This is a genomic window from Ureibacillus thermosphaericus (assembly GCF_002370195.2).
Classification (GTDB): Bacteria; Bacillota; Bacilli; order Bacillales_A; family Planococcaceae; genus Ureibacillus; species Ureibacillus thermosphaericus.
Genome location: NZ_AP018335.1, coordinates 144,158 through 169,147, shown reverse-complemented (window position 1 = coordinate 169,147; position 24,990 = coordinate 144,158). Strand labels below are relative to the sequence as shown.

The 24,990-nt window shown below is 36.3% G+C and carries 21 protein-coding genes; 19 read left to right on the top strand and 2 right to left on the bottom strand.

Features of this window, described 5'->3' with window-relative positions; translation table 11 throughout:
• The first annotated feature begins 41 nt into the window (after positions 1–41).
• From pcrA to cydS, 11 genes are all read left to right on the top strand, one after another.
• Positions 42–2,294, top strand: a complete 2,253-nt coding sequence (gene pcrA, locus UtA1_RS00840) for a DNA helicase PcrA (RefSeq protein ID WP_096549743.1) — start codon at positions 42–44, stop codon at positions 2,292–2,294.
• Between the two features lie 35 nt (positions 2,295–2,329).
• Positions 2,330–4,333 carry an NAD-dependent DNA ligase LigA gene (ligA, locus tag UtA1_RS00835; RefSeq protein WP_096549742.1) on the top strand — a complete coding sequence of 668 codons (2,004 nt, stop codon included), beginning with the start codon at positions 2,330–2,332 and terminating at the stop codon, positions 4,331–4,333.
• 14 nt (positions 4,334–4,347) lie between these two features.
• Entirely contained in the window at positions 4,348–5,496 is a 1,149-nt protein-coding gene (locus tag UtA1_RS00830; RefSeq protein WP_096549741.1) for a CamS family sex pheromone protein, read from the top strand.
• Positions 5,497–5,698: 202 nt separating this feature from the next.
• Positions 5,699–5,992: an Asp-tRNA(Asn)/Glu-tRNA(Gln) amidotransferase subunit GatC gene (gatC, locus tag UtA1_RS00825; RefSeq protein ID WP_016838752.1), complete on the top strand. Its 294-nt coding sequence runs from the start codon at positions 5,699–5,701 to the stop codon at positions 5,990–5,992.
• Between the two features lie 104 nt (positions 5,993–6,096).
• On the top strand, positions 6,097–7,557 hold the full coding sequence (gene gatA, locus UtA1_RS00820) for an Asp-tRNA(Asn)/Glu-tRNA(Gln) amidotransferase subunit GatA (protein ID WP_096549740.1): 1,461 nt from the start codon (positions 6,097–6,099) through the stop codon (positions 7,555–7,557).
• Positions 7,558–7,559: 2 nt separating this feature from the next.
• Entirely contained in the window at positions 7,560–9,005 is a 1,446-nt protein-coding gene (gene gatB / locus UtA1_RS00815; protein ID WP_016838750.1) for an Asp-tRNA(Asn)/Glu-tRNA(Gln) amidotransferase subunit GatB, read from the top strand.
• A gap of 917 nt (positions 9,006–9,922) precedes the next feature.
• Positions 9,923–10,486, top strand: coding sequence for a thioredoxin family protein (locus UtA1_RS00810; protein WP_096549739.1), 564 nt, complete (start codon positions 9,923–9,925; stop codon positions 10,484–10,486).
• Between the two features lie 142 nt (positions 10,487–10,628).
• Positions 10,629–11,543 (top strand): diacylglycerol kinase, encoded by a 915-nt coding sequence (locus UtA1_RS00805; RefSeq protein WP_096549738.1) that lies wholly within the window; start codon positions 10,629–10,631, stop codon positions 11,541–11,543.
• A 227-nt stretch (positions 11,544–11,770) separates the two neighbouring features.
• Positions 11,771–13,120, top strand: a complete 1,350-nt coding sequence (locus UtA1_RS00800) for a cytochrome ubiquinol oxidase subunit I (protein WP_096549737.1) — start codon at positions 11,771–11,773, stop codon at positions 13,118–13,120.
• Complete coding sequence (locus tag UtA1_RS00795) at positions 13,117–14,145, top strand: cytochrome d ubiquinol oxidase subunit II (RefSeq protein WP_096549736.1); 1,029 nt, start codon at positions 13,117–13,119, stop codon at positions 14,143–14,145. The genes UtA1_RS00800 and UtA1_RS00795 overlap by 4 nt, the downstream gene beginning before the upstream one ends.
• Positions 14,146–14,159: 14 nt before the next feature.
• Complete coding sequence (gene cydS / locus UtA1_RS17970; protein WP_408647308.1) at positions 14,160–14,270, top strand: cytochrome bd oxidase small subunit CydS; 111 nt, start codon at positions 14,160–14,162, stop codon at positions 14,268–14,270.
• A 25-nt stretch (positions 14,271–14,295) separates the two neighbouring features.
• Here the strand turns inward: cydS and UtA1_RS00790 are convergent, their stop codons facing one another.
• Positions 14,296–14,790 (bottom strand): HXXEE domain-containing protein, encoded by a 495-nt coding sequence (locus UtA1_RS00790; RefSeq protein WP_016838743.1) that lies wholly within the window; start codon positions 14,788–14,790, stop codon positions 14,296–14,298.
• Positions 14,791–14,951: 161 nt separating this feature from the next.
• Between UtA1_RS00790 and rlmD the strand changes: the two genes are divergently transcribed.
• From rlmD to UtA1_RS00750, 8 genes are all read left to right on the top strand, one after another.
• The gene (rlmD, locus tag UtA1_RS00785; protein ID WP_096549735.1) at positions 14,952–16,319 is read left to right on the top strand and encodes a 23S rRNA (uracil(1939)-C(5))-methyltransferase RlmD; all 1,368 of its coding nucleotides are present in this window, start codon (positions 14,952–14,954) and stop codon (positions 16,317–16,319) included.
• 193 nt (positions 16,320–16,512) lie between these two features.
• Positions 16,513–16,752: a single-stranded DNA-binding protein gene (locus UtA1_RS00780; protein ID WP_096549734.1), complete on the top strand. Its 240-nt coding sequence runs from the start codon at positions 16,513–16,515 to the stop codon at positions 16,750–16,752.
• A 20-nt stretch (positions 16,753–16,772) separates the two neighbouring features.
• Positions 16,773–17,516, top strand: a complete 744-nt coding sequence (locus UtA1_RS00775; RefSeq protein WP_096549733.1) for a response regulator transcription factor — start codon at positions 16,773–16,775, stop codon at positions 17,514–17,516.
• A 1-nt stretch (position 17,517) separates the two neighbouring features.
• A complete protein-coding gene (locus UtA1_RS00770; RefSeq protein WP_096549732.1) occupies positions 17,518–18,897 on the top strand; it encodes a sensor histidine kinase in 1,380 nt (459 codons plus the stop codon).
• A gap of 182 nt (positions 18,898–19,079) precedes the next feature.
• Positions 19,080–19,859: an ABC transporter permease gene (locus tag UtA1_RS00765; RefSeq protein ID WP_096549731.1), complete on the top strand. Its 780-nt coding sequence runs from the start codon at positions 19,080–19,082 to the stop codon at positions 19,857–19,859.
• Positions 19,852–21,345 carry a hypothetical protein gene (locus UtA1_RS00760; protein WP_096549730.1) on the top strand — a complete coding sequence of 498 codons (1,494 nt, stop codon included), beginning with the start codon at positions 19,852–19,854 and terminating at the stop codon, positions 21,343–21,345. The genes UtA1_RS00765 and UtA1_RS00760 overlap by 8 nt, the downstream gene beginning before the upstream one ends.
• Positions 21,346–21,364: 19 nt before the next feature.
• Positions 21,365–22,003, top strand: coding sequence for an ABC transporter ATP-binding protein (locus tag UtA1_RS00755; protein WP_096549729.1), 639 nt, complete (start codon positions 21,365–21,367; stop codon positions 22,001–22,003).
• 534 nt (positions 22,004–22,537) lie between these two features.
• A complete protein-coding gene (locus UtA1_RS00750) occupies positions 22,538–23,656 on the top strand; it encodes an RNA-guided endonuclease TnpB family protein (protein ID WP_096549728.1) in 1,119 nt (372 codons plus the stop codon).
• Between the two features lie 415 nt (positions 23,657–24,071).
• Here UtA1_RS00750 and UtA1_RS00745 read toward each other — a convergent pair whose 3' ends face one another.
• Positions 24,072–24,776, bottom strand: coding sequence for a hypothetical protein (locus UtA1_RS00745; RefSeq protein ID WP_096549727.1), 705 nt, complete (start codon positions 24,774–24,776; stop codon positions 24,072–24,074).
• Positions 24,777–24,990 lie beyond the last annotated feature (214 nt).

Here is a 24,990-nt window from a genome sequence, read left to right as displayed (position 1 = left end):
AGTATAATTGAGAACAAATGTTTGTAATAGTGAGGTGCACCATGGAACACATAACAAAAAATTTATTGGATGGAATGAATCCACAACAAAAGGAAGCGGTCAAAACAACGGAAGGTCCCCTTCTCATTATGGCTGGTGCAGGTTCAGGAAAAACGAGAGTGCTGACTCACCGGATTGCATATTTAATTGTTGAAAAACAAGTATACCCTTCAAATATTTTAGCGATTACCTTTACGAATAAAGCTGCAAGGGAAATGCGTGATCGAATTGATGCTTTACTGGGAAGCGGTATATCCGAAAGCATGTGGGTTTCTACATTTCACTCCATGTGCGTTCGCATATTAAGAAGAAATATTGATCGCATCGGTATCTCAAAAAACTTTACGATTCTTGACTCATCCGACCAATTAACAGCAATAAAAAACGTTTTTAAACAACTCAATATTGATACGAAACGATATGATCCAAGAACGGTTTTAAGCACGATTAGTTCTGCTAAAAATGAATGCATCACTGCAGAAGAATATAAAAAAATAACCAATTCACATAATCCTTACGAAAAAATCGTAGGAGATGTGTATGAGGAATATGAAAAAACCCTTCGTAAAAATCAATCCCTTGACTTTGATGATTTAATTATGATGACGATTACTTTGTTTGAACGCGTACCGGACGTATTAGAATACTACCAAAATAAATTTCAATACATTCACGTCGATGAATATCAAGATACGAACCATTCTCAATATAAACTTGTCAAAATGCTCGCTTCAAAATTTAAAAATATTTGCGTTGTAGGGGATTCTGATCAATCCATTTATAAGTGGCGTGGTGCAGACATTCGAAACATCTTATCTTTTGAAAAAGATTATCCGAATGCAAACGTTATTTTGCTTGAACAAAACTACCGCTCCACAAAGAGAATTTTGCAAGCAGCAAACGATGTCATCTCAAACAATGAAAGCCGTTATCCAAAGAAGCTGCGCACAGATAATCCTGAAGGCGAAAAAATTGTATTCTATACCGCTCGTGATGAAAGAGATGAAGCGCAATTTGTAGTTAAAACAATTAAAGAATTAATGGAAAAAGAAGGGCGTAGTTTAAAAGATTTTGCTATACTTTACCGCACAAATGCCCAATCCCGTGCAATGGAAGAAGTTTTAGTGAAATCCAATTTGCAGTATACGATTGTTGGGGGTACGAAATTCTACGATCGTAAAGAAATTAAAGACTTACTTGCTTATTTGCGATTAATTGCCAACAATGATGATGATTTATCACTGGCCCGCATCATCAATGAACCGAAACGAAGCATTGGTCCATCAACTTTCGATAAAATTGCGACTTATGCAATTGAAAACGATATATCCATTTTTAAAGCATTCAATGACATTTCCTCCATCGGGTTAACACCTAGGGCAATGAACGCAATTGAAAAATTCCGTGAATTAATTGAAGGATTGACGAAAATGCAAGATTATTTATCTGTCACGGAATTGGTGGAAGAAGTCATTGAGAAATCGGGATATCGTGCAATGCTTGAGAAAGAAAATACGATTGAATCTCAAAGTCGATTAGAAAACATTGAAGAATTTTTATCTGTAACAAAAGCCTTTGAAGAAAGAAGCGACGATAAATCCCTCGTTGCATTTTTAACAGATCTCGCATTGATTGCAGATATTGATTCGCTAGATCAAGAAAGCGATTCAAAAGAGAGCATTGTATTAATGACGTTGCATTCCGCGAAGGGATTAGAGTTTCCGGTTGTATTCATTATCGGTATGGAGGAAAACATTTTCCCTCATTCCCGCTCAATTGGAGATAAAGCTGAAATGGAAGAAGAACGCCGCTTAGCTTATGTGGGAATCACACGGGCAGAAGAACGGCTATACTTAACTTGTGCCTCTTATCGCACGCTTTTTGGCCGCTCTAATTCAAACTTACCGTCCCGTTTCATCAAAGAAATTTCGGATGACATCATTTATCCAATTTCGAAATCATATAGCTTTGGTGATGTGGAAGAAAAATTGCCTTTCGCAGGTCAGCAGAGAGCTTCAAGTTACAAAAGAAAAATTGGTGTTGTTCAATCAAAATCGCAAATTGCTACTCTCCAATCGACTGGTGGAGAACAATTCCAATGGAAAGTTGGAGATAAGGCGATTCATGGTAAATGGGGTACAGGTGTTGTTGTTAGTGTAAAAGGTGAAGGTGACGATATGGAGCTGGATATTGCCTTTCCAGACAAAGGCATCAAAAGGCTACTTGCCAAGTTTGCCCCAATTACAAAAGGTTAAATAACATTTCACTTAACAATTAGTGGAGGATTACGATGAAAGACCTTGAAAAACGTGTAGCTGAACTAAATAAGCTTTTACATGAATATGCTCATGCCTACTATGTACTAGACAAGCCTTTAGTTCCTGATGCGGTGTATGATCAGCTAATGCAAGAATTAATGGCAATCGAAAAGGAACATCCGGAATTCATCTATCCGGATTCACCTACTCAACGGGTTGGTGGAAAGCCGCTTGAAGGGTTTAACAAAGTAACTCACAGATACCCGATGTTAAGCCTTTCGAATGCATTTTCCGAAGATGATTTGCGGGATTTTGATCGAAAAATTCGTCAAGCGATTGGCGATCGATACAACTATGTTTGTGAACTGAAAATAGATGGGCTTGCCATCGCATTAAGATATGAGAATGGAATATTTGTACAAGGCGCTACCCGCGGTGATGGTACAGTCGGCGAAGATATTACAGTAAATTTAAAAACCATTAAAGACATACCATTGCGATTAAAAGAGCCGGTAACAATTGAAGTGCGCGGAGAGGCTTATATGCCTAAAAAATCCTTTGAAGAATTAAATAAACAGCGAGCGGAAAATGGAGAAGATCTTTTTGCTAATCCTCGGAATGCAGCTGCCGGATCACTGCGCCAACTCGATTCAAAAATCACCGCTTCTCGAAACTTAGCAACATTTATCTATTCAATTGGTGGAGATGGAGAAGCATACGGTATTGATAGCCATGCAGAAATGCTTGAATACTTAGATTCGATTGGTTTCCGTGTCAACAAAGAAAGAGCAGTTTGTGAAACAATAGATGATGTATTAGCGTTTATAAATAAATGGACAGCGGAACGCCCAAACTTGCCCTATGAAATCGATGGTATTGTAATCAAGGTGAATCGATTTGCTCACCAACAAGAACTCGGATTTACAGCAAAAAGTCCTCGTTGGGCAATCGCTTATAAGTTCCCAGCGGAAGAAGCCATTACGAAAATCATCGATATTGAATTAACAGTAGGACGCACAGGTGTTGTAACTCCTACAGCAATTCTAGAACCTGTCAGAATTGCAGGTTCTACAGTGGGTCGAGCTTCCCTTCATAATGAAGATTTAATACGTGAAAAAGATATCCGAATTGGTGATACGGTCATCGTTCATAAAGCAGGAGACATTATTCCGGAAGTCGTTAGCGTCATTTTAGAACAGCGGCCAGAAGGTACTGTACCATATAAAATGCCTGATCATTGCCCTGTTTGTGAAAGCGAACTCATTCGTATTGACGAAGAAGTAGCAATTCGCTGTGTAAATCCTGCCTGTCCTGCTCAAATTGCTGAAGGAATTAAGCACTTTGTTTCTAGAAATGCAATGAATATCGATGGTTTGGGAGAGAAAATAACGGAACAGCTTTTAAAAGAAAACTATATTCGTGATGTAGCGGATTTATATCATTTACAAGTAGAAGAGCTGGCGAAATTGGAACGCATGGGGCAACTTTCTGCAACAAATTTAGTCAATGCTATCGAACGTTCAAAAGAAAATTCATTAGAACGGTTATTATTTGGCCTTGGAATTCGCCATGTTGGTGAAAAAGCAGCAAAGCTCATTGCGGAAGAATTTGAAACAATGGATCGCATCATGGAGGCAACAGTAGAAGAGCTGACGAATATTCATGAAATCGGTGAAAAAATCGCTCAATCAGTTGTTTCTTATTTCCGAAAAGATGAAGCGAAACAATTAATCGCCCGACTCAAAGAAGCCGGTGTCAACATGGTGTATAAAGGGAAGAAGAAGTCTCAAGCAGCAATTTCAGATAGCCCATTTGCAGGGAAAACGATTGTTTTAACTGGAAAATTGGAAAGATTGACACGCAATGAAGCTAAAGCGAAAATAGAAGAGTTGGGTGGTAAAGTGACAGGAAGCGTCAGTAAAAAGACAGATCTTGTTATTGCAGGAACAGATGCAGGCTCTAAACTTACGAAAGCACAAGAATTGGGTATAGAAGTTTGGGACGAAAACCGCCTTATTGAACAATTAGAAAAGTAAAGGGGATTCATACAATGAACCGATTTCGCTGGATAACGGCGATGGTCGTTGTCGCTGTGCTTAGCGGTTGTACGCCTTCTTTTCGAGAAGATACGGAAGTAGTAGGACCAAATAAAAAATCTGAAGCAGAAGTTGAAACGACTATCATCCCAAATATGCAACTGGATGAAAGATATTATAAAACATTGATTCCATATAAAGAGAGTGCAAGCAGAGGTCTCGTCGTATCAAATATTTATACGAAATACGACATTAAAGAAGCAGAAGAAGGGTTAATGCGTATTTCGCAAAACGAATTCAGCACAGATAAGTATTATTTCCAAGAAGGACAATATTTAGATAGTGATACGGTCACCAGTTGGCTTGCACGAAGCAACCAAACGGAAGATGGGTTAAATCCCCCTGCTGAAAAAGACATGGATCCTGTAAAACGGGCAAAAGAAGCGCCTGTATACTTAGCGCATATTATCGAGCAAAACTACTTAACAAAGACGAATGACAATAAAGTGACGCTTGGCGGAATCTCCATTGGACTAGCATTAAATTCCATTTATTACTATCAGAAAGAACAATATGGCGAATGGTATGATGAACCAATACCTCCTGCACAACTAGAGAAAAAAGGAAAAGAAATAGCGGAAGAGGTAATTCGTCGTTTACGTGCCCGTCCGGAGTTACAAGATATTCCTATTCTGATTGCATTATTTAAACAGGAAGCACGTAACTCCATCGTTCCGGGAACTTATTTTGCATATAGTCTATCCAAGCCAGGACAAAATAGTTTAGAAGAATGGACGTCTATCAATGAAAAATATGTAACGTTCCCTATGACAAATCCAGAGGATATTTATCGAGAAATCAATACAAACTTCCTAAACTTCAAACAAGATATACAAGATTATTTTTCAAATTATACAAGCGTCATCGGTCGAGGATTTTACCAGAACGACCAATTAGTCAGATTAAATGTGGAAGTGCCGATTCAATTTTATGGAACGACGGAAATAATCGGTTTTACTCAATATTTAACAGGCGTATTAATGAAAAGATTCCCAAATAGCCTTGATATTGAAGTGAGCATTACTTCCATTAATGGACCGGAAGCACTTATTCTAAAAGATCGCAATGATCAGGAGCCATTTGTTCATATCTATGATTATTAATGAAAAACAGTGTTACGATTGCGTAACACTGTTTCAAATTGGTTGTTTTCTCTTTGATAATGATGTTTGAAAATATGCAGTTTTTGGAGATAATTGAAAAGTAATATTTAACTGAAGGGAATTTCCTATAAAAGTGTGATTTTTCAATAAAAAAATGGTATTATTATTGCCAGGTTTACGAAATGTGGAGGTGTAATCATCAATGTCAAAATTGACGAAGGAAGAAGTAAAGCACGTAGCTCACCTTGCTCGTTTAGCAATTACAGAAGAAGAAGCTGAAAAATTTGCTGAACAGCTTGGAAAAATTACGGAATATGTACAAACATTAAATGAATTAGACACAACAAATGTAGAGCCAACGTCACACGTTTTACCGATCGTTAATGTAATGAGAGAAGACGTAGCTGAAAAAGGATTGGATCGGGAAAAAGTGTTATTGAATGTAAAAGAACATGAAGATGGTCTTGTTAAAGTTCCACCAATTTTAGAAGAATAAAAGTTAATGGATGGATTTGTTAATGGCAAAAGCCATTATTTTTTGTGTAAGTCACTAGCGAGGCTTGCATTGTTCAATATACCCATATTAAAGGAGGGAACTTCATGACGTTATTAGAACGTTCATCTAAAGAATTACAAGAAGGTTTACATAATGGCGATTTTACAATTGTTGATTTAGTGAATGAATCTTATAAAAGAATCGAAGAAGTTGATGGAGATGTGCAAGCGTTTCTTGCTTTAAATAAAGAAAAAGCGCTTGAGGAAGCAAAAGAAAAGGATCAAGTACCAAAGAACGAACGCGGCCCATTGTTCGGTCTACCAATTGGAATTAAAGACAATATCGTGACTGAAGGACTTGAAACGACTTGTTCTTCTAAAATCTTAGAAGGTTTCATTCCAATCTATGACGCGACAGTTGTGAAGAAGCTTCGAGAAGCTGGCATGATTACAATTGGTAAGCTCAACATGGATGAATTTGCGATGGGTTCATCAACGGAAACTTCATATTACAAAAAGACGAAAAACCCTTGGGATCTTGAACGTGTACCAGGCGGTTCTTCAGGTGGATCAGCAGCAAGTGTTGCAGCAGGAGAAGTTCCATTCGCATTAGGTACAGATACAGGTGGTTCAATTCGTCAACCTGCCGCATTCTGTGGTGTAGTCGGAATGAAGCCAACTTATGGCCGTGTTTCCCGTTTTGGTGCAGTTGCCTTTGCATCATCTCTTGACCAAATCGGACCAATTACACGCAATGTGTATGATAATGCGTTATTACTAGAAGTGATTGCTGGCGTGGACCCTAATGACTCTACAAGTGCTGATGTGCCAGTGCCAAACTACGTATCTAAATTAGATGGAGATATTAAAGGACTTCGCATCGCAGTTCCGAAAGAATTTTTAGGTGAGGGTGTAAGTGAATCTGTACGCAAGTCTGTTTTAGATGCTCTTGAAGTGTTCAAAGGACTTGGTGCAACAGTTGATGAGGTTTCACTTCCTCACTCTAAATACGCTTTAGCAACTTACTACATCCTTTCATCTTCTGAGGCTTCATCTAACCTTGCTCGCTTCGACGGAATTCGTTACGGCTTCCGTGCAGAAGGCGTGAAAAACTTAATGGAATTATATAAAGAAACACGTGCACAAGGCTTTGGCGATGAAGTAAAACGTCGTATCATGCTTGGTACGTATTCCCTTTCTGCAGGAACATATGATGCTTACTATAAAAAAGCACAACAAGTTCGTACATTAATTAAGCAAGATTACGATAAAGTATTTGAAGATTATGATGTAATCGTTGGTCCAACAACACCATCACCAGCATTCAAAATTGGTGAAAACATCGATGATCCATTGACAATGTATGCGAATGATATTTTAACAATTCCAATTAACTTAGCGGGTGTACCTGCAATTTCGATCCCTTGTGGCTTTGACAACGGCTTGCCACTAGGTTTACAAATCATTGGTAAGCACTTTGATGAAGAAACAGTTTATCGCGCTGCTTACGCATTTGAAAAAGCAACAGATTTCCATAAACAATCTCCTAGATTGGGGGGTAAATAATCATGAATTTTGAAACAGTTATTGGTTTAGAAGTACACGTTGAATTAAAAACAAATTCTAAAATTTTCTCTGCAGCACCTAACCAATTCGGTGCAGAGCCAAACGCAAATACAACAGTTTACGACCTTGCTTATCCAGGAGTACTTCCGGTTTTAAATAAAACTGTTGTTGAATATGCAATGAAAGCTGCTCTTGCATTAAACATGAAGATTAATCAGCATACAAAATTTGACCGTAAAAACTATTTCTATCCAGACAATCCGAGCGGCTATCAAATCTCTCAATATGATAAACCTATCGGCTATGATGGATGGATTGAAATCGAAGTACCTGCAAAAGATGGACAACCTGGATATACGAAGCGAATCGGTATTACACGTCTTCATATGGAAGAAGATGCTGGTAAATTATTACACGGAGATGGCTACTCACTTGTTGACTTTAACCGTAAAGGAACGCCACTCTTAGAAATCGTTTCTGAACCAGATATCCGTACTCCAGAAGAAGCGTATTTATACCTTGAAAAATTAAAGTCCATTATCCAATATACAGGCGTTTCTGATGTGAAAATGGAAGAAGGTTCATTGCGTTGTGACGCAAATATTTCCATTCGACCATACGGACAAAAAGAATTCGGTACAAAAACAGAATTGAAAAACTTAAACTCTTTCAACTTTGTTCGTAAAGGGCTTGAATACGAAGAAAAACGCCAAGCAGAAGTTTTAATGAGCGGTGGGGTAATCAAGCAAGAAACACGCCGTTTCGATGAAAAAACAGGAAAAACTATCTTAATGCGTGTAAAAGAAGCTGCTGAGGATTATCGTTACTTCCCAGAGCCAGACTTAGTTCATCTTGAAATTGATGATGAATGGTTAGAGCGCGTGAAAGCTTCCATCCCTGAGCTTCCAGATGCTCGTAAAAAACGTTACATTGAACAGCTTGGTTTAACAGAGTACGATGCAAATGTACTAGTAGTAAATAAAACGATTTCAGACTTCTTCGATGAAATGGTTAAACTCGGTGCAGATGCAAAACTCTCTGCTAACTGGCTAATGGGTGACGTTTCCGCTTACTTAAACGCAGAACAAATTGAAATTACAGAAACAAAATTAACGCCTGAAAACTTGGCTGGATTAGTAAAACTTATTTCTGATGGTACAATTTCTTCCAAAATTGCGAAGAAAGTATTTAATGAGTTAGTGAAAAACGGTGGAGATGCTGAAAAAATCGTGAAGGAAAAAGGTATGGTTCAAATTTCTGATCCAAACGTACTTCTTCCGATTATTATTGAAGTGCTTGACAATAACCCACAATCTATCGAAGACTTTAAAAATGGTAAAGATCGTGCTATTGGCTTCTTAGTAGGTCAAATTATGAAAGCAACAAAAGGACAAGCAAACCCACCAATGGTTAATAAAATATTACTTGAAGAAATTAATAAACGATAAATAATATGTGCCGCATAAGCTTCTTTGGCTTATGCGGATTTTTATATTAGTGGTTACAGCATGAATGAGGTGCTTGTGCAAAAGGGTGTCTAGTTGTGAAAATAGGGTTTCCATTTGTGTGGATGGGATGTACACTTGTGCAGATATGATTTCTACATGTACATAGGAGTGCTGCTTGTGTGTATAGAGAATGAATATGTGCGGATAGGAGTGCTGCTTGTGTGTATAGAGAATGACCATGTGCGGATAGGAGCATCACTTGTGCGGATAAAGTGTCATTCGTGCGGATAGGAGTACCGCTTGTGTGTATAGAGAATGACCATGTGCGGATAGGAGCATCACTTGTGCGAATAAAGTGTCATTCGTGCGGATAGGAGTGCTGCTTGTGTGTATAGAGAATGAACATGTGCGGATAGGAGCATGAGCAGCATCACTTGTGCGGATAAAGTGTCATTCGTGCGGATAGGAGTGCTGCTTGTGTGTATAGAGAATGACCATGTGCGGATAGGAGTATCACTTGTGCGGATAAAGTGTCATTCGTGCGGATAGGAGTACTGCTTGTGTGTATAGAGAATGAATATGTGCGGATAGGAGCATCACTTGTGCGGATAAAGTGTCATTCGTGCGGATAGGAGTGCTGCTTGTGTGTATAGAGAATGACCATGTGCGGATAGGAGCATCACTTGTGTGGATAAAGTGTCATTCGTGCGGATAGGAGTGCTGCTTGTGTGTATAGAGAATGACCATGTGCGGATAGAAGTGCTGCTTGTGTGTATAGAGAATCAACATGTGCGGAAGGGGTGTGCAAAAGTCATAGCACTTCATTTTTTGCAGATGCAACATCCCTTTATATAATCAAAAACATTGTAATTCTAAACTTTTCCATGCAATATAGTAACAAAAGGGAGGTTGATGACATGAAAACAGAACAACAATATTTCGAACAGGGGATTTCCATGGCAGAATACATGGAGCAAATGAAAACAAATTTAAAAGAGGGAAGTTTTGAAATATATCACAACTTCAAAATCGATGAAAATGACGAACTGATCCCGCTGCTTAAAGAGAAAAAGCCACATATTTTAACTATTACGGAAGATTGGTGTGGAGATGCCATGCTCAATAATCCCATCATGCGTAAAATTGCTGAAGCAGCCGGGTTGGACATTCGATGTGTATTCCGAGACGAAGATACAGACTTAATTGACCGCTATTTAACAAACGGAGGAAGAGCGATTCCAATTTATTTATTCCTAAATGAAGAAGGACAAGTCATAGGAAAATGGGGACCTAGAGCTCCAGAGCTGCAACAATTAGTAGTGGAAGAAAGAGCAAAATTGCCGGCTAAAGATAACCCAACATTTGAAGAAAAACAAAAAGAGTTGTATACTACTTTGCAGGAGAAATTTGTAAAAGATCCACAATGTGCAAAGTGGGTATATGAAGATATGAAAAAAGTTATAATGGAAATGTTATCTTAATTTCAAACCAAAGTTTGTTAAACTAAGAAAATTCCCTTTCGTTGGATTGGGAATTTTCTCTTGTTAATTTCATTCATCATAAGGAACATTCAAAGATACATAAACGTTTTTAATTTAAAAGAATAAATAGGATGGCGAAAACATGAAAAGAGCGAGAATTATTTATAATCCAACATCAGGTAGAGAAACTTTTAAAAAGCACTTGCCTGAAGTGCTAGAAAAGCTGGAGATTGCTGGGTATGAAACATCTTGCCATGCAACAACTGGCGCAGGTGATGCAAAAGCTGCTGCAGAAAAAGCTGTTGAACGTGGATTTGATATAGTTGTTGCTGCTGGTGGAGATGGGACATTAAACGAAGTCGTTTCGGGAATCAGCTCTTTTGAAAAACGTCCAAAGCTCGGTGTCATTCCAATGGGAACAACAAATGATTTTGCTCGTGCCCTTCATATTCCTAGGAAAATTGAAGATGCGGTTGATGTGATTGTAAAAGGTGATACAATCCCAGTCGACGTTGGATTATTAAATGAGGAACGCTATTTTATCAACATAGCAGCAGGTGGACGCATCACAGAGTTAACCTATGAAGTACCAATAAAAATGAAAACGGTTTTAGGGCAACTAGCATATTACATCAAAGGAATTGAAATGCTTCCTTCCATCAAAGCAACCAATATGCGATTTGAAATGGACGGAGAAGTGTATGAAGGCGAAGTGATGGCCTTTTTATGTGCACTCACGAACTCAGTCGGTGGGTTTGAAAAAATTGCCCCAGATTCAAGTATTAACGATGGCAAATTTACGATGATGATATTAAAAAAATGTAGTTTAGCTGATTTCATTAAAGTCCTTACGTTGGCACTTCGAGGAGAACATTTAAGTGATTCACATGTAATTTATCGTAAGGCAAGTGTCGTGAAAGTATCATCGGATGAGGACGTGTTGATTAACTTAGATGGGGAATTAGGTGGAAAAGCGCCAGTAACATTTAAAAATCTAAAAAGACATATTGAAGTTTTTGTACCAATTGATGATATTCGCGAACAAGATCGCGTTTAGTTTGACTCGAAAAAAATGTGCTAAGAGTCCTTACACCTATGCAAATGTTGTTATACAAGCATTTGCATAGTTTTTTTTTATTTACACAAAATAACTGGAGATGAAAGGAGTTTATATGAAATGTATAAAAAGCAAGAAAAATGCTTGGTGTATTTAACCTTTGGAGTGGCTATCATTATGTTTCTTTCGATGATCGGAAGGATTTTCGGTAGTTAGGAGGATGACTTTTGATGAACGAGTCCGCTGTATTTTGGAGTCGAATGTTAACGGAATTAACATTATCCTTTCACATTATTTATGCAACCATTGGAGTCGGCGTTCCGCTTATGATTATGATTGCTCAATGGGTAGGGATGAAAAATAATGATGAGCATTATATTTTGCTTGCAAGGCGTATTACACGAGGGTTTGTCATTACGGTTGCAGTTGGCGTCGTGACAGGGACGGCAATTGGGTTGCAACTATCACTGTTGTGGCCGAACTTTATGCGATTGGCTGGACAAGTGATTGCATTACCGTTGTTTATGGAGACTTTCGCCTTTTTCTTTGAAGCTATTTTTTTAGGAATTTATCTATATACGTGGGATCGATTTGATAATCAAACAAAACATATGCTGCTCCTTATCCCTGTGGCGATTGGTGCATCGATGTCTGCCGTATTTATCACCGTTGTGAATTCTTTTATGAATACGCCACAAGGATTTGAATTGGTAAATGGGGAGCTAGTGAATATTCAACCGCTTGTTGCGATGTTTAACCCATCAATGCCAACAAAAGTAGCCCATGTATTAGCCTCTGCCTATATGACATCCGCCTTCTTACTAGCATCCATTGCCGCTTTTCGTCTACTTAAAGGTTCAAACCACATCTATTATAAAAAATCGTTGTTTTTGATGATGAAGTTGGGACTAATCTTTTCGATTGCTACGGCGGTGATTGGGGACTTTTCAGGAAAGTTTCTAGCAGAATATCAACCTGAAAAATTGGCTGCTGCAGAGTGGCATTTTGAAACAGAAGAAGCAGCATCGCTTATATTGTTAGGATTTATGGATCAAGAGGAAAATATAAAGCTTGCCATTCGAATTCCTTACGCTTTAAGCATATTAGCTCATGGAAATCCAATGGCAGAAGTGATTGGTCTAAATGAATTTCCTGAAGATGAAATTCCTCCGCTTTATATCCACTATTTGTTTAATATCATGGTATTTATTGGAATGTTTATGACGTTACTTTCAATACTTTATGTTGCTGGTGTATGGAGAGGATGGCAATTCATTAAAAAGGCATGGTTCAGATGGTTGACCGTTTTAGGAGGACCATTATCCATTATTGCGATAGAAACTGGTTGGTGGCTTGCAGAAGTAGGGAGACAGCCATGGATTTTAAGAGGATATATGCGAACTGCACAAGGAGCTACAACGAGTGAACATGTCGATATGATGTTTATTTTATTCTGTATTTTGTACATCGTTTTAGGAATTGGAAGCATTGTCGTATTAAGTAGAATGTACCGTGCTAATCCAATTGAACAGGAGATCCAAGACCGAATGGCTGAAGTGGAAGGGGGCGTACGATGAATCTAGAAGTGTTAGGAATTATCGTGTTATGGATTTTCCTTTTCGGGTACGTCATTGTCGCTTCAATCGATTTTGGAGCAGGATTTTTTAACGCTTATAGTTTATTAACGAACAAATCACATATTTTATCGAATATTATTCAACGATATTTATCCCCTGTATGGGAAGTGACGAATGTTTTTTTAGTATTTTTCTTTGTCGGCATAGTTGGTTTTTTTCCGCAAACTGCCTTCTATTACGGAACGGTATTGCTCGTACCTGTAAGCATTGCAATCATTTTATTAGCGGTACGAGGTTCATATTATGCCTTTGAATCGTACGGATCAAGAGGCCATAAAGGATATGCATTTGCTTATGGAGTATCAGGCTTACTCATTCCTTCATCCCTTTCTGTTGTGTTGACGATTTCAGAAGGTGGATTTGTTGATATAATTGATGACCGCCCTCAGTTGGATTTTTGGGCTCTGTTTACAAGCCCCTTAACTTGGAGCATCGTTCTTTTAAGTATTGCCAGTGTGTTATATATATCTGCCGTGTTTTTAACATGGTATGCATGGAAAGCGCAAGATTGGGAAGCTCATGAATTAATGAGAAAGTATGCGCTCATTTGGGCAGGACCGTTAATTTTTATGGCCGTTGCAATCATCATACAAATGCAACAGCATAACCCGGACCGATTTCGAAATATGATTTCTATTTGGCCGATGTTTGGCATCTCTGGGATGTTATTTTTGATGACGGTTTGGCTGATTTGGAAGAAACGGGGGCTAGGGCTTTCAGTGGGGTTGTTGATTCTTCAATTCTTATTTGCTTTTTTTGCATACGGCATTTCCCATTATCCATATTTACTCTATCCCCATTTAACGATTTATGAAGGGTTTACGAATCAAGAAATGGCTATTTCTCTTGTCATAGCCTTTATTGCAGGACTATGTTTGCTTATTCCGTCCCTCTATTTACTGTTTCGATTGTTTTTATTTAATAAAGAATACGTTACTGGGAATCAAAAGGATTTTCATGCCTAATAGGAGGGGTTGCCATGAATGAATTCATGATATTTGTAGCGCCGTTTTTGACGGTTCTACTTTCTCTCATTATTGCCTTTTTCACAGCGCCTCTGGATAAAGGGGTTAGGGAAGAAGAAAAATAAACTCTCGCGCAGCTGCGAGAGTATTTTATTTTTGTTCACGGGAAGAAGCAATTCTTCCGCCCACTTTAAATAATAACGGTATCAGTGACAATAAAAGAGTTCCAACCACAATGGTTGATATGATAAGCTCTTTCCATGTAAAATAACTTTTTTGGAATATTTGAACGATGATGAATGAATTGATTGGAATGTTTAGGAATAAACCAGTGAGAAGTCCCGGTGCATACTTTTTCATTAAAATCGTTGCTATAAGGTGCGGAAAAATCGCATTCACAATCATGGAACCTAAAAATCCGATGAAAAACCATTTTGCCAATTCTGATGCCTGATTATAGAAAAAATAAAATGCGGATAAATAAGCCAGCATAGTAATGACAAACACTGCAAAATGAAATTCACTTGGGGTGACGGGTTTATGAAACTTCGAAGCTTGTTGTGACCATTTCGGCAACCAAACGGCTTCTTCCATGTTATGAAGGGTAATGGCAAAACAAAACAATGCGACAAGATAAAAGTCCATCATCATCCACCCGATACATATTGATAGTTCTATTTTACAAGCGGTTCGAAAAAAGGTGAAATTTAAATATATCCATTTCCTATTTTGAGGTAGAATAATATTTGTTTGATTTTAATAAAAACTCCGTGCGACAAAGAAAAACGAAATGGAGGACGGAATGTATGACAGCACCCGTAAAGAAAAATGATCGAGTAACGGTTTATATAGAAGATTTAACCCATGATGGCCTGGGCGTGGGAAAAGTGGATGGTTATCCATTATTTATCCATGGAGCGTTGCCTCAAGAAACCGCGGAAGTGCATGTATTAAAAACGTTAAAAAGCTACGGCTTTGCGAAATTAGTTGAGATAAAAGAACCTTCTCCTGACCGTGTAGAAGCGCCTTGTAGTTATTTCGAAAAATGCGGTGGATGCCAATTGCAACATTTATCTTATGAAGCCCAGTTGCAATGGAAAGAAAACATGGTTCGCAATGTCATGAAACGCATTGGAAAAATTGATGCACCAGTACGACCAATCAAAGGAATGGAACATCCATGGAATTACCGCAACAAATCGCAAATTCCTTTTGCTATGAGTGAAACAGGTCCAATTGCAGGTTTCTATAAAGCGAGAACCCATCAAATCGTTGATATGGAGCGCTGCCTCATTCAAATGAGTGAAGCGGATATCATCATGGCCAATTTGAAAAAAGAGTTGGAAAAGATCGGGATCGAGCCTTACAATGAAACGACTCATCAAGGAATGCTCCGCCATGTGATTGTGCGGACAGGAAGAGCCACTGGCGAAGTGATGGTGGTGCTCGTTACAAAAAAACGCAAATTTCCTCAGAAGGATGCGGCGGTGGAAGTGATTCGAAAGCTCATTCCGCATGTTACATCCATCGTACAAAACGTGAACAGTGAAAAAACGAATGTCATTTTAGGAAAAGAAACGATGACGCTTTGGGGGAAAGAGACAATAGAAGACACAATTGGCGATATCCGATTTGAAATCTCTGCCCGCTCCTTCTACCAAGTAAACCCGATTCAAACGGAAGTATTATACAACCAAGCTTTGAAATATGCAGGGTTAACGGGAGAAGAAACAGTGATTGACGCCTATTGCGGCATCGGAACAATATCCTTGTTTTTAGCAAAAAAAGCAAAACAAGTGATGGGGGTTGAAATTGTAGAGGAAGCCATTGAGGACGCAAAACGGAATGCGGAACTGAACGGATTTACCAATACGTATTTTGAAGCAGGGCCAGCAGAAGAAGTAATCCCTCGTTGGTATAGCGAAGGAAAAAGAGCAGATGTCCTCGTTGTCGACCCGCCGCGCAAAGGCTGCGACCAGGCATTGCTCAACACGATTATCGAATACAAACCAAAACGGGTAGTCTATGTATCCTGCAACCCTTCCACCCTCGCGCGGGACTTACGAATTTTGGAAGACGGCGGCTACAAAACGATGGAGATTACACCGGTGGACATGTTCCCGCAGACGACACACATGGAGTGTGTTGCCTTGATGTCTAGGGTGGAGAAATAAGGTCTATTCAAAGTAATTATTCTTAGTCTCGAAAACCCTTTTTTATTTATTAAGGAAACATATCGACTGTGGAAATGGGCAAAGGGTTGAGGAGATAGGATGGATAATTTTGTAGGGTGTGGAGATAGGATAGATGTAATAAATAACAAATGTCCAAACTATATCTGTTCGAAATGAATAAGGAGATGACAACATGATAGATGTTAACCAGTTACTAGAAGAAGCTATCAGAGAAACTGAAAATTTGAACGAAGGTGAAGTCTTTCTGGTTAAGGACTTATTTAAAGGTTACGTGTGGAACAGAATATCAAGAAAAGATCGACTTTTGCTTGGAACGTTATTTCTTAACCACGTAAATAAGATGAATGGCAATCTAAAGGCTATTGAAAAGACCTCATCCAACCAACAAAGATATAAAAAGATTAAAAGTTAGGCCAAGGAGGAAATGATTTTATGATAAATATTAATTCTTCGAATTTAAATAATAAGAAAATCCTATTAATCGATGACGAAAAAGATATCCTGAACTTATTGGAAACTGTCCTTATAAAAGAGGGGTTTAAAGAAATTTATGAAGCAGAAAATGGCAACAAAGGGATAGAATTATGCGAGAAAATTAATCCTGATATTATTGTGCTTGATATTATGCTTCCAGACATTGATGGATATGAAGTTTGTAAGAGAATTAGAGAATTTAGTATGTGTCCTATAATATTTCTATCTGCAAAATCTGATGATGTTGATAAACTCTTAGGCCTTGGGATAGGCGGAGATGACTATGTTACAAAACCCTTCAGTCCAAAGGAAATTGCATTTAGAATAAAGGCCCACTTTAGAAGACTTGAGCATATGCAGTTTAAAGTAAATGAAAGAAAAAGAGATGACTATAAAGAAATTATTAAATTTAAGGATATTGAAATAAATGAAAACAAGGCAGAGGTTAAAAAGTCAGGAGATGTCTTAAATCTAACTGCCAAAGAATATCAGCTACTACTGTACTTGGTTAAAAACCCGAACATGATATTAAGCAAAAACTCATTAATCGAGAACATATGGGGTAGCGAATATGAAGGGTATGATAATACCCTAATGGTTCATATTAGGCATCTTAGAGAGAAAATTGAAGATGATCCTTCAAGGCCTGAATATATTACTACTTTTAAGGGTCTAGGATACAAATTTATAAAAGGTGATTAGTTTGAGAGGAAAAATAACCCTAAGTTTTTTAGGAGTGGCAATTTTATCAATATTATTAATAATATTGATAACTATTGGAGGAATTTATTATTTTTTCTTTACAAAGGATGTTATTACCACAAATTATCCTCCAAACCTCGCATTAAGTTTTAAATTATATATTGAAGAAGATGAAGACGGTATTTCAATTAGTAGGGAAGGTCAAGAACTTCTAAAGAAGAATAAAGCTTGGATACAAGTACTGAATGAAAATGGAAATGAATTATATGAATTAGGTAAGCCAGTAGATGCTCCTAACCACTATTCGCCAGCAGACATTGTCCATTACCATATGTACCCAGATACAATAGATGGATATACTTTATTTGTTTCATCTAGTGGTAGTGATAGTAATTTTGATTATGTTATCGGCTTTCCTAGCACAACTATCAGTAAGCACATATTCGAATACGAATCCAGTACATCTGCACTTATTATAAAATCTATTTTTATAGCTTTTTCTATCTCTATCGCAGTATTTTTGATTATGGGTTTTATATTTGGAAATAAGCTTACTACACCTTTGCTTTATATCATCCAGGGGGTGGATTTTTTATCCCAAGATAAATATATAATCGACTATGAAGAAAAAGGAGTTTATGGTAAAGTATTTAGAAGTTTAAATAAGCTTACAGAAAACTTAAGAATAAATAGGAGAGAAAGAGCCAAAAATGAAAAGATGCGGGAGGAATGGATTGCTAACATTTCTCATGATTTAAAGACCCCCCTTTCTTCTATAAAAGGGTATGCTGAGATTTTGGCAAATAAGGATTATGAAATTTCCGATAAAGAAATTATTCAATATTCCAATACCATTTTAAATAAAGCAAATTATATGGAAGAATTAATAGAGGAACTAAGGTTGCACGAAAAATTAAAAAATAACGCTCTAGAAATTAACAAACGGAAAGGAAATCTCACTGAATTAATAAGGAGAATAATAATTGAAATATTAAACCATCCAGATTACGAAAACAGATTAATATATTTTAATCCCCAAAATGAGAAAATAGAATTTGACTTTGATGAAAATCTCATGCGTAGATGCATATCAAACCTTATATTTAATGCTTTAATTCATAATAAGGAAGGCACAGAAGTTGTTGTAGATATTAGAAACCAAGATAGGATAAATATTGAAATTAAAGATAATGGAAAGGGCATTAATGAAGAGGATTTAAGGAAGTTATTTAATAGATACTATAGAGGAACCAATACAGAAAGCCATAAAGGATCTGGTCTTGGGATGTCTATAGCAAAGGAAGTAGTAGAAGCCCATGGAGGAAATATATTTGTTGAAAGCGAATTAGGCAAAGGGACATCTATAAAAATAGAGTTGTAATTCATTGGAAAGGGTAGCATAAATCGAATAGCTACCTTTTTTATTTTATTCTTTACTCTTGATTATTAAAAATTAAGGAAGAATTAAGGAAGATAAAATTCTAAATTAAGATTCGTCTTCTATACTTATATTTGTAAAAAGCAAGAATAACAAACAGAATATTAAAGAGGAAGGTGAGAATTTTGAAACATTTAATTTCTATTGAATTCAAAAAAGCATTAAATAAGAGATTTATTATCTTTAGTTTAGCTCTCATATTTTTGCCGCTTATTGTCATTTTACCAATTATAAATGGTTCATATGTATTTCACAGGGCTATAGATGTACACGCCCAATTATTAACTAAATCCCCAATACCACTATTATTTCCATTACTTTTAGTACCGCTTTATGCTGGTTCTTATGCTAATGAGAAAAAAGATAATTACCTTCAGTATGTAAGGCCCAGAACCATAATATCTAAATATGTATTGGCAAAGGGGATTGTTAATGCTTTTCTAACTTTTTTAGTAGCGTTTCTAATGATTTTTGTTCCATTTTTATTCATCCAATATATAGATCCGATGATTGGTTATATATATTATGAGACAGAATTTTTTAATCCTGTTTCTATAGGAACATTTGAGGTTGTTGCCCAAAATTCGGTTTTACTTTATGGCATAGTATATTCATTATGGGTGGGCATTAATGGAGCAATATATATGACTATAGCTTACTTGCTTACAATATGCCTTAAAAACAAATTTGTTGCATTATCCATCCCTTTTCTGTGGTGGTTTATTATGAACTTTGTAACAGCAGTTCTATGGATAGAAAGATTTTCTCCTGTTTTCACAGTTTTTCCTTTTTCCATTACTGCACAGCCAATGTGGACAATATTTATTCCTTTTATAGTTTTAATCTTAATTATTGCAACTTTGATTGTTTATATAAAGAAAACTAGGAAGGTTTGGAATGAGTAGTATGATAAAGGTAAAAAACAGAATTATTTCGTGGAAATACTTAATAGCTGCTATCCCAATAGTCCTATATGCTTTAAGCAATAGGCAATCAATGCCATTCTTCGAAGAGCTTCATAATGTAACTGCTAACTTTTGGGATTATATATTTATGTCATTTAGTGATGTGTATTTATTATTATTTTATTTTTTTCCTTTGATTTTATTTATATCAACAGTGTATATAAATAGAACATTTGAATACATCGAGCTTATTCGCTTAGGTTCGTATAAAAAATGGATTTTTACGAGGTTAGAACAGTTATTTAAAATAGACATTTTCTTTATATTAATGTTTTTGGGTTCAATATTACTAACTTCATTCAATACTTCATTTTCGATGGAATGGAGTAGTGTCGGGATAATTAATGTATCAGGGAATGAGATTCTATATTATTTGCGCCATTATTTCCCTACACCTTTTGTAGCGTTGGTGTTACAGATAGGATTGTTACTATTGACAACAATAACATTTCAATTAATGCTATGTATCCTTTATGCGAGATTTAAAAAACCATCGCTATTGTATCTATTAAATGGGCTAATGTATTTATATGGCTCAATTAGCTTTAAAGTATTTCCAGCTTCAATGAAATTAATTGTAATGCCTAATTATTTAAGCTTATTTCATGGAGTTGCTTCTTTTGATAGTATAATTATGCCGTTTGTAATAGTACTTTCTGTGTTACTGTTCTTAATATTTATAGCTAATAATATAGATCGAGATTACAGAAATAGTAGAAATTATCTAGTGAAAAATTTACCTGTATTAGGATATGGATTGCTATGCCTAATGGGAATTTTGTTTCATATAAGTAAACAATCAAATGGGGAATTGTCAATTTGGGACGGTTTTATAGTTACATTTATGGGAACCACTAATGAAATATTTACCCTTATCTCCTTCACATTTTATATAGTGGTTTTTTTAGGGGCGGTTTACTTCGTTCAACTACGATTACAAAGGTATTTATCAGAGATGAGCTACTATACCATGATAAGATACCGCTCTATTAATAAATGGTTTTTAAGCTGGTTTCCGGGAATCTTGAAAATAATAATGATACTTCTCCTAACACTACTTGCTGGAACAATATCTATAGCGATGCTAAAAGGGTACTCTATTACTGTGCCAGAGAATTTATTTGAAATCCTATATCATTTTATTGTTAATGGATTTTTACAGCTTCTATTTTATGTAATTTTCGTTATCATAATATCATTTGCTACGAAGGATGTATTTAAAAGTTTTATAACTCTTTTGACGCTAACGGTATTTATGCTTCCAGGTTTTAGACTAAACAATCTAATGCCAATAGGATTAAATAGCATGGGCTATGTACTTGAAGGGTATCCAGTTTTTTTAATATCAATTAAATTAGCAGTTTATATCGCAGCTGAAGTAATAGTTTTACTATACCTATTTAACAAGAAAGACTATATTGTGTAAAAAGGAAAGGTGAGTAACGATGAGTTTGATAGAATTAAGGAATGTAAGTAAATCATTTAAAGGATTATCTTTATTTGAGAATTTATCAGTATCCTTTGAAAAGGGAAAGATATACGGAATAGTGGGCCATAACGGTTCTGGAAAATCAGTGCTCTTTAAAATGATGTGCGGTTTTATTTTTCCAGATCAAGGAAGTGTTATTGTAAATGGTGAAGAGCTTGGGAAGAATAAAAGATTTCCGGAAGGTTTTGGAATCATTATAGATAAGCCAGGATACTTAGGTGACAAAACTGGCTTTGAAAATTTAAGATATCTGGCCGATATACAAAACAAAATATCTGATGAAAAGATAAAAGAAATTTTGGAAAAGGTAGGACTTAGTCATACTATAATGCAAAAGGTTAAGAACTATTCTCTTGGAATGAAGCAAAAATTAGCTATTGCGCAAGCAATCATGGAGGATCAGGATATATTATTACTTGATGAACCTTTTAATGGTTTAGACGTTGATAGTGTAGAGAATATTAGAGATTTGCTAAAAAGTTTAAATAACCAAGGAAAAACAATTTTTTTAACTAGCCACAATAACGAGGATATAGATATTCTTTGTGATCATGTGTTTAGGGTAAGAAATTATTCCTTGGAACAGCTGAAATAATATTATTGATATGTTCCCGTCTACCGATAGTGCAAAAAATGTCGTGGATATGTTCCCGAGAACGGACATACTCAAATGACATTCATTCTGTCCTCTCAAGCCATGTGGAGTGTGTAGCGAAAACTAGCCTTGAAATTGTAGAAACGGAATAAACTTGTGCGAAAATGAAAATAAAGTTTTGCGAGAAAAAAGGGAAAGGGAAGGGAAATCCTTATTTCTCAAGCCCTTTCCCCTTTTCCATGTCAAAAGTTTATTTTTCGGTCTTTATTCTGTTTGACAACACTTTTCGAAACCATCATAAATGCAAAACGAGCGAAAACTAAAACTATAAGTTAAAGTTAATGAGTTCTGCTGCTCAACAAACATTAAAGCAATTTAACTTTTTCCGACAGAAGTCTCCCATCCTCAAGGAATGTGAAGGGCGATAGCCCAATGAGTAGGTGGGAGATGAATGTCGGTTGGCGATAGCCAAAACTTATGGTACAATAAATGAAAAGGGAACTAGTGTTCGTGATTAAAGTGAGGTGATTTGATATGACCAAGCAAAATAAAGCCTTCAAGTTTCGCATATATCCAAATAAAGAACAGAAAGAGTTATTGGCAAAAACGTTTGGTTGCGTTCGTTTTGTCTACAATAAGATGCTGGCAGAACGTAAAGAAATATATGAAAAGTTCAAAGACGACAAAGAGAAACTTAAAGAACAAAAGTTTCCGACACCAGCAAAGTATAAAGATGAATTTCCATTCCTAAAAGAAGTGGATTCTTTAGCTTTAGCCAACGCACAAATCCATTTACAAAATGCTTATAAGAACTTTTTTGAAGGTCGTGCAGAGTTTCCTAAATTCAAAAGTAAAAAACACAAGCAATCCTATACAACCAATATGGTCAATGGAAATATTAAGATTGAAGATGGTCATATCAAATTACCAAAGTTCAAAAATCCGATGAAAATGAAGCAACATAGAGAGATTCCTACTGACCATAAAATCAAATCTTGCACTATTTCTAAAACAAAAACAGGTAAATACTATATTTCAATTTTGACAGAATATGAGAAAGATATCCGTCCAGTAAAAATTCAGAAAGTAGTTGGTTTAGATTTTGCGATGGATGGTCTATATGTCGATAGCGAGCAGGGTGAGAAAGCCAATTACCCACGTTACTATCGGCAAGCTTTAGACAAATTAGCAAAAGCACAACGAATTCTTTCTCGAAGAAAGAAAAGTTCTGCGCGATGGGAAAAGCAACGCTTAAAAATAGCTAAACTGCATGAAAAAACAGCGAATCAGCGCAAAAACTTTCTTCATCACAAGTCAAAAGAATTAGCCGCAAACTATGACGCTGTGATTATTGAGGATTTAAACATGAAAGGCATGTCTCAAGCCCTCAACTTTGGAAAAAGCGTTCATGATAACGGATGGGGCATGTTCATTACATTCTTAGAATACAAACTAAAAGAACAAGGGAAGCAGCTTGTGAAAATTGATAAGTGGTTTCCTTCTACTAAAAAATGTTCATTTTGCGGCAAGGAAAAAGAAATTGCGTTGTCTGAACGCATATATAAATGTTCTTGCGGTCTTGTATTAGATCGTGATCACAATTCAGCAATCAATATCAAAAATGAAGGATTGCGCTTGTTAGAATTAGCATGAAAATACAAACTCCCGGAACAGGAGGGTTAGCTCGGTCAATTTCCTGTCAATAGATGGGATTACCCGAGAAGCCCCCACTTCAAGCAACCCGAAAGGGTGGTAAGTGGAGGGTAGTTCACTAAAGACGAATTTTTCGAATGAAGTTATTCGCAATTCAAATACAAAAAGGCAGAACATTTCATATTCCAATGTCACCGGCTTTTAAGAAAAAGCAAGTTGTAGATGATCTATGCAAAAGAGTATGAAAGTCGGACAATTGAGAGGGAAAGTCCTCTCTTGTCTAAAGCTGATTCATTCTGACGGCAAGATGACAGGTTTTCTTGGCTAAACTTCTATAAACAAGTACACCTATTTCATTCAGCTTTCAGGCTGATCAATGAACTTCACTCTTCTTTTCAAAGTTAAAGTCGCACTATTAGAATTTTATTTCTATTATTTTTTTGCCGGCAATTTCTTTATGTTCTTTATTTAGCACTTCACTTGTCATTAGTTTGATCCATTCTAAATGATTACTCTTAGCTTTGTCTTCTTGCCCATGAACATGGTTATTTAAAGGAAATCCCATGTTGCCTATCTTCTCTTCGCTGCCGCTATACATGCCGTTTAATTCTTCAAGATAAAAATCATTTTCCCAAGTCATCTTTTCCCCTGAGCTTGTTTCTAATAAAGCGATTGGTGCGAAGTATACTTCTTCATTTGTTGTATTTTTAATCTTCATCTGCACTCTTATAAAATCAAAGTCTTCTGCTTCATGTGTAAATCCATGGAAAAAATCAATTAAGTTATATGCTGGAAGATAATGAAGTACTTTGACATCTAATATGGTTAACTCTATAGGACCGATTTTATACGTTTTGTTCACCTCTTTTATGTCTTCTAATATCAATTTTCCTTTTTCATCCCAAAACGAATCACCGGCTTTTTGTAATGACGAATCGTCTGTAACTTGAGGATTACCGCTATATTCTGTCTTTGAATACTCGGTCTTATTTGCTTCGTTTTCTCTTATTTCGCTTTGATTAGCAGCTTTTGCCCGGGTTATTTCTTCTTTTTTATCTTGATTGGCTGAACATCCAAATAACAGCATAAAACTTAAAATCAATGGAACATATTTCACCATTCGTGTTCCTCCTAAAACGAAATTTTTAAGTAGCATAAATTTATGATAATAAAGAAATATGAATTTTCTTTTAATATAAATTAAATGAATGTAAATTGGTGTAAAAATAATGGCATATCTCTTTGAAGCTTTACGTTTAGAATGAACAGTTTTTGTACAGTTGGTCAAGTTTAATTGTTATTGTATTTTCGGAAATTTTACAAATATTAATAGA

What these genes read in the sequence shown, in the direction of transcription:
- pcrA (WP_096549743.1), top strand. Translation starts at nt 42, where the DNA reads ATGGAACACATAACAAAAAATTTATTGGATGGAATGAATCCACAACAA.
- ligA (WP_096549742.1), top strand. Translation starts at nt 2,330, where the DNA reads ATGAAAGACCTTGAAAAACGTGTAGCTGAACTAAATAAGCTTTTACAT.
- UtA1_RS00830 (WP_096549741.1), top strand. Translation starts at nt 4,348, where the DNA reads ATGAACCGATTTCGCTGGATAACGGCGATGGTCGTTGTCGCTGTGCTT.
- gatC (WP_016838752.1), top strand. Translation starts at nt 5,699, where the DNA reads ATGTCAAAATTGACGAAGGAAGAAGTAAAGCACGTAGCTCACCTTGCT.
- gatA (WP_096549740.1), top strand. Translation starts at nt 6,097, where the DNA reads ATGACGTTATTAGAACGTTCATCTAAAGAATTACAAGAAGGTTTACAT.
- gatB (WP_016838750.1), top strand. Translation starts at nt 7,560, where the DNA reads ATGAATTTTGAAACAGTTATTGGTTTAGAAGTACACGTTGAATTAAAA.
- UtA1_RS00810 (WP_096549739.1), top strand. Translation starts at nt 9,923, where the DNA reads ATGAAAACAGAACAACAATATTTCGAACAGGGGATTTCCATGGCAGAA.
- UtA1_RS00805 (WP_096549738.1), top strand. Translation starts at nt 10,629, where the DNA reads ATGAAAAGAGCGAGAATTATTTATAATCCAACATCAGGTAGAGAAACT.
- UtA1_RS00795 (WP_096549736.1), top strand. Translation starts at nt 13,117, where the DNA reads ATGAATCTAGAAGTGTTAGGAATTATCGTGTTATGGATTTTCCTTTTC.
- cydS (WP_408647308.1), top strand. Translation starts at nt 14,160, where the DNA reads ATGAATGAATTCATGATATTTGTAGCGCCGTTTTTGACGGTTCTACTT.
- UtA1_RS00790 (WP_016838743.1), bottom strand. Translation starts at nt 14,790, where the DNA reads ATGGACTTTTATCTTGTCGCATTGTTTTGTTTTGCCATTACCCTTCAT.
- rlmD (WP_096549735.1), top strand. Translation starts at nt 14,952, where the DNA reads ATGACAGCACCCGTAAAGAAAAATGATCGAGTAACGGTTTATATAGAA.
- UtA1_RS00780 (WP_096549734.1), top strand. Translation starts at nt 16,513, where the DNA reads ATGATAGATGTTAACCAGTTACTAGAAGAAGCTATCAGAGAAACTGAA.
- UtA1_RS00775 (WP_096549733.1), top strand. Translation starts at nt 16,773, where the DNA reads ATGATAAATATTAATTCTTCGAATTTAAATAATAAGAAAATCCTATTA.
- UtA1_RS00760 (WP_096549730.1), top strand. Translation starts at nt 19,852, where the DNA reads ATGAGTAGTATGATAAAGGTAAAAAACAGAATTATTTCGTGGAAATAC.
- UtA1_RS00755 (WP_096549729.1), top strand. Translation starts at nt 21,365, where the DNA reads ATGAGTTTGATAGAATTAAGGAATGTAAGTAAATCATTTAAAGGATTA.
- UtA1_RS00750 (WP_096549728.1), top strand. Translation starts at nt 22,538, where the DNA reads ATGACCAAGCAAAATAAAGCCTTCAAGTTTCGCATATATCCAAATAAA.
- UtA1_RS00745 (WP_096549727.1), bottom strand. Translation starts at nt 24,776, where the DNA reads ATGGTGAAATATGTTCCATTGATTTTAAGTTTTATGCTGTTATTTGGA.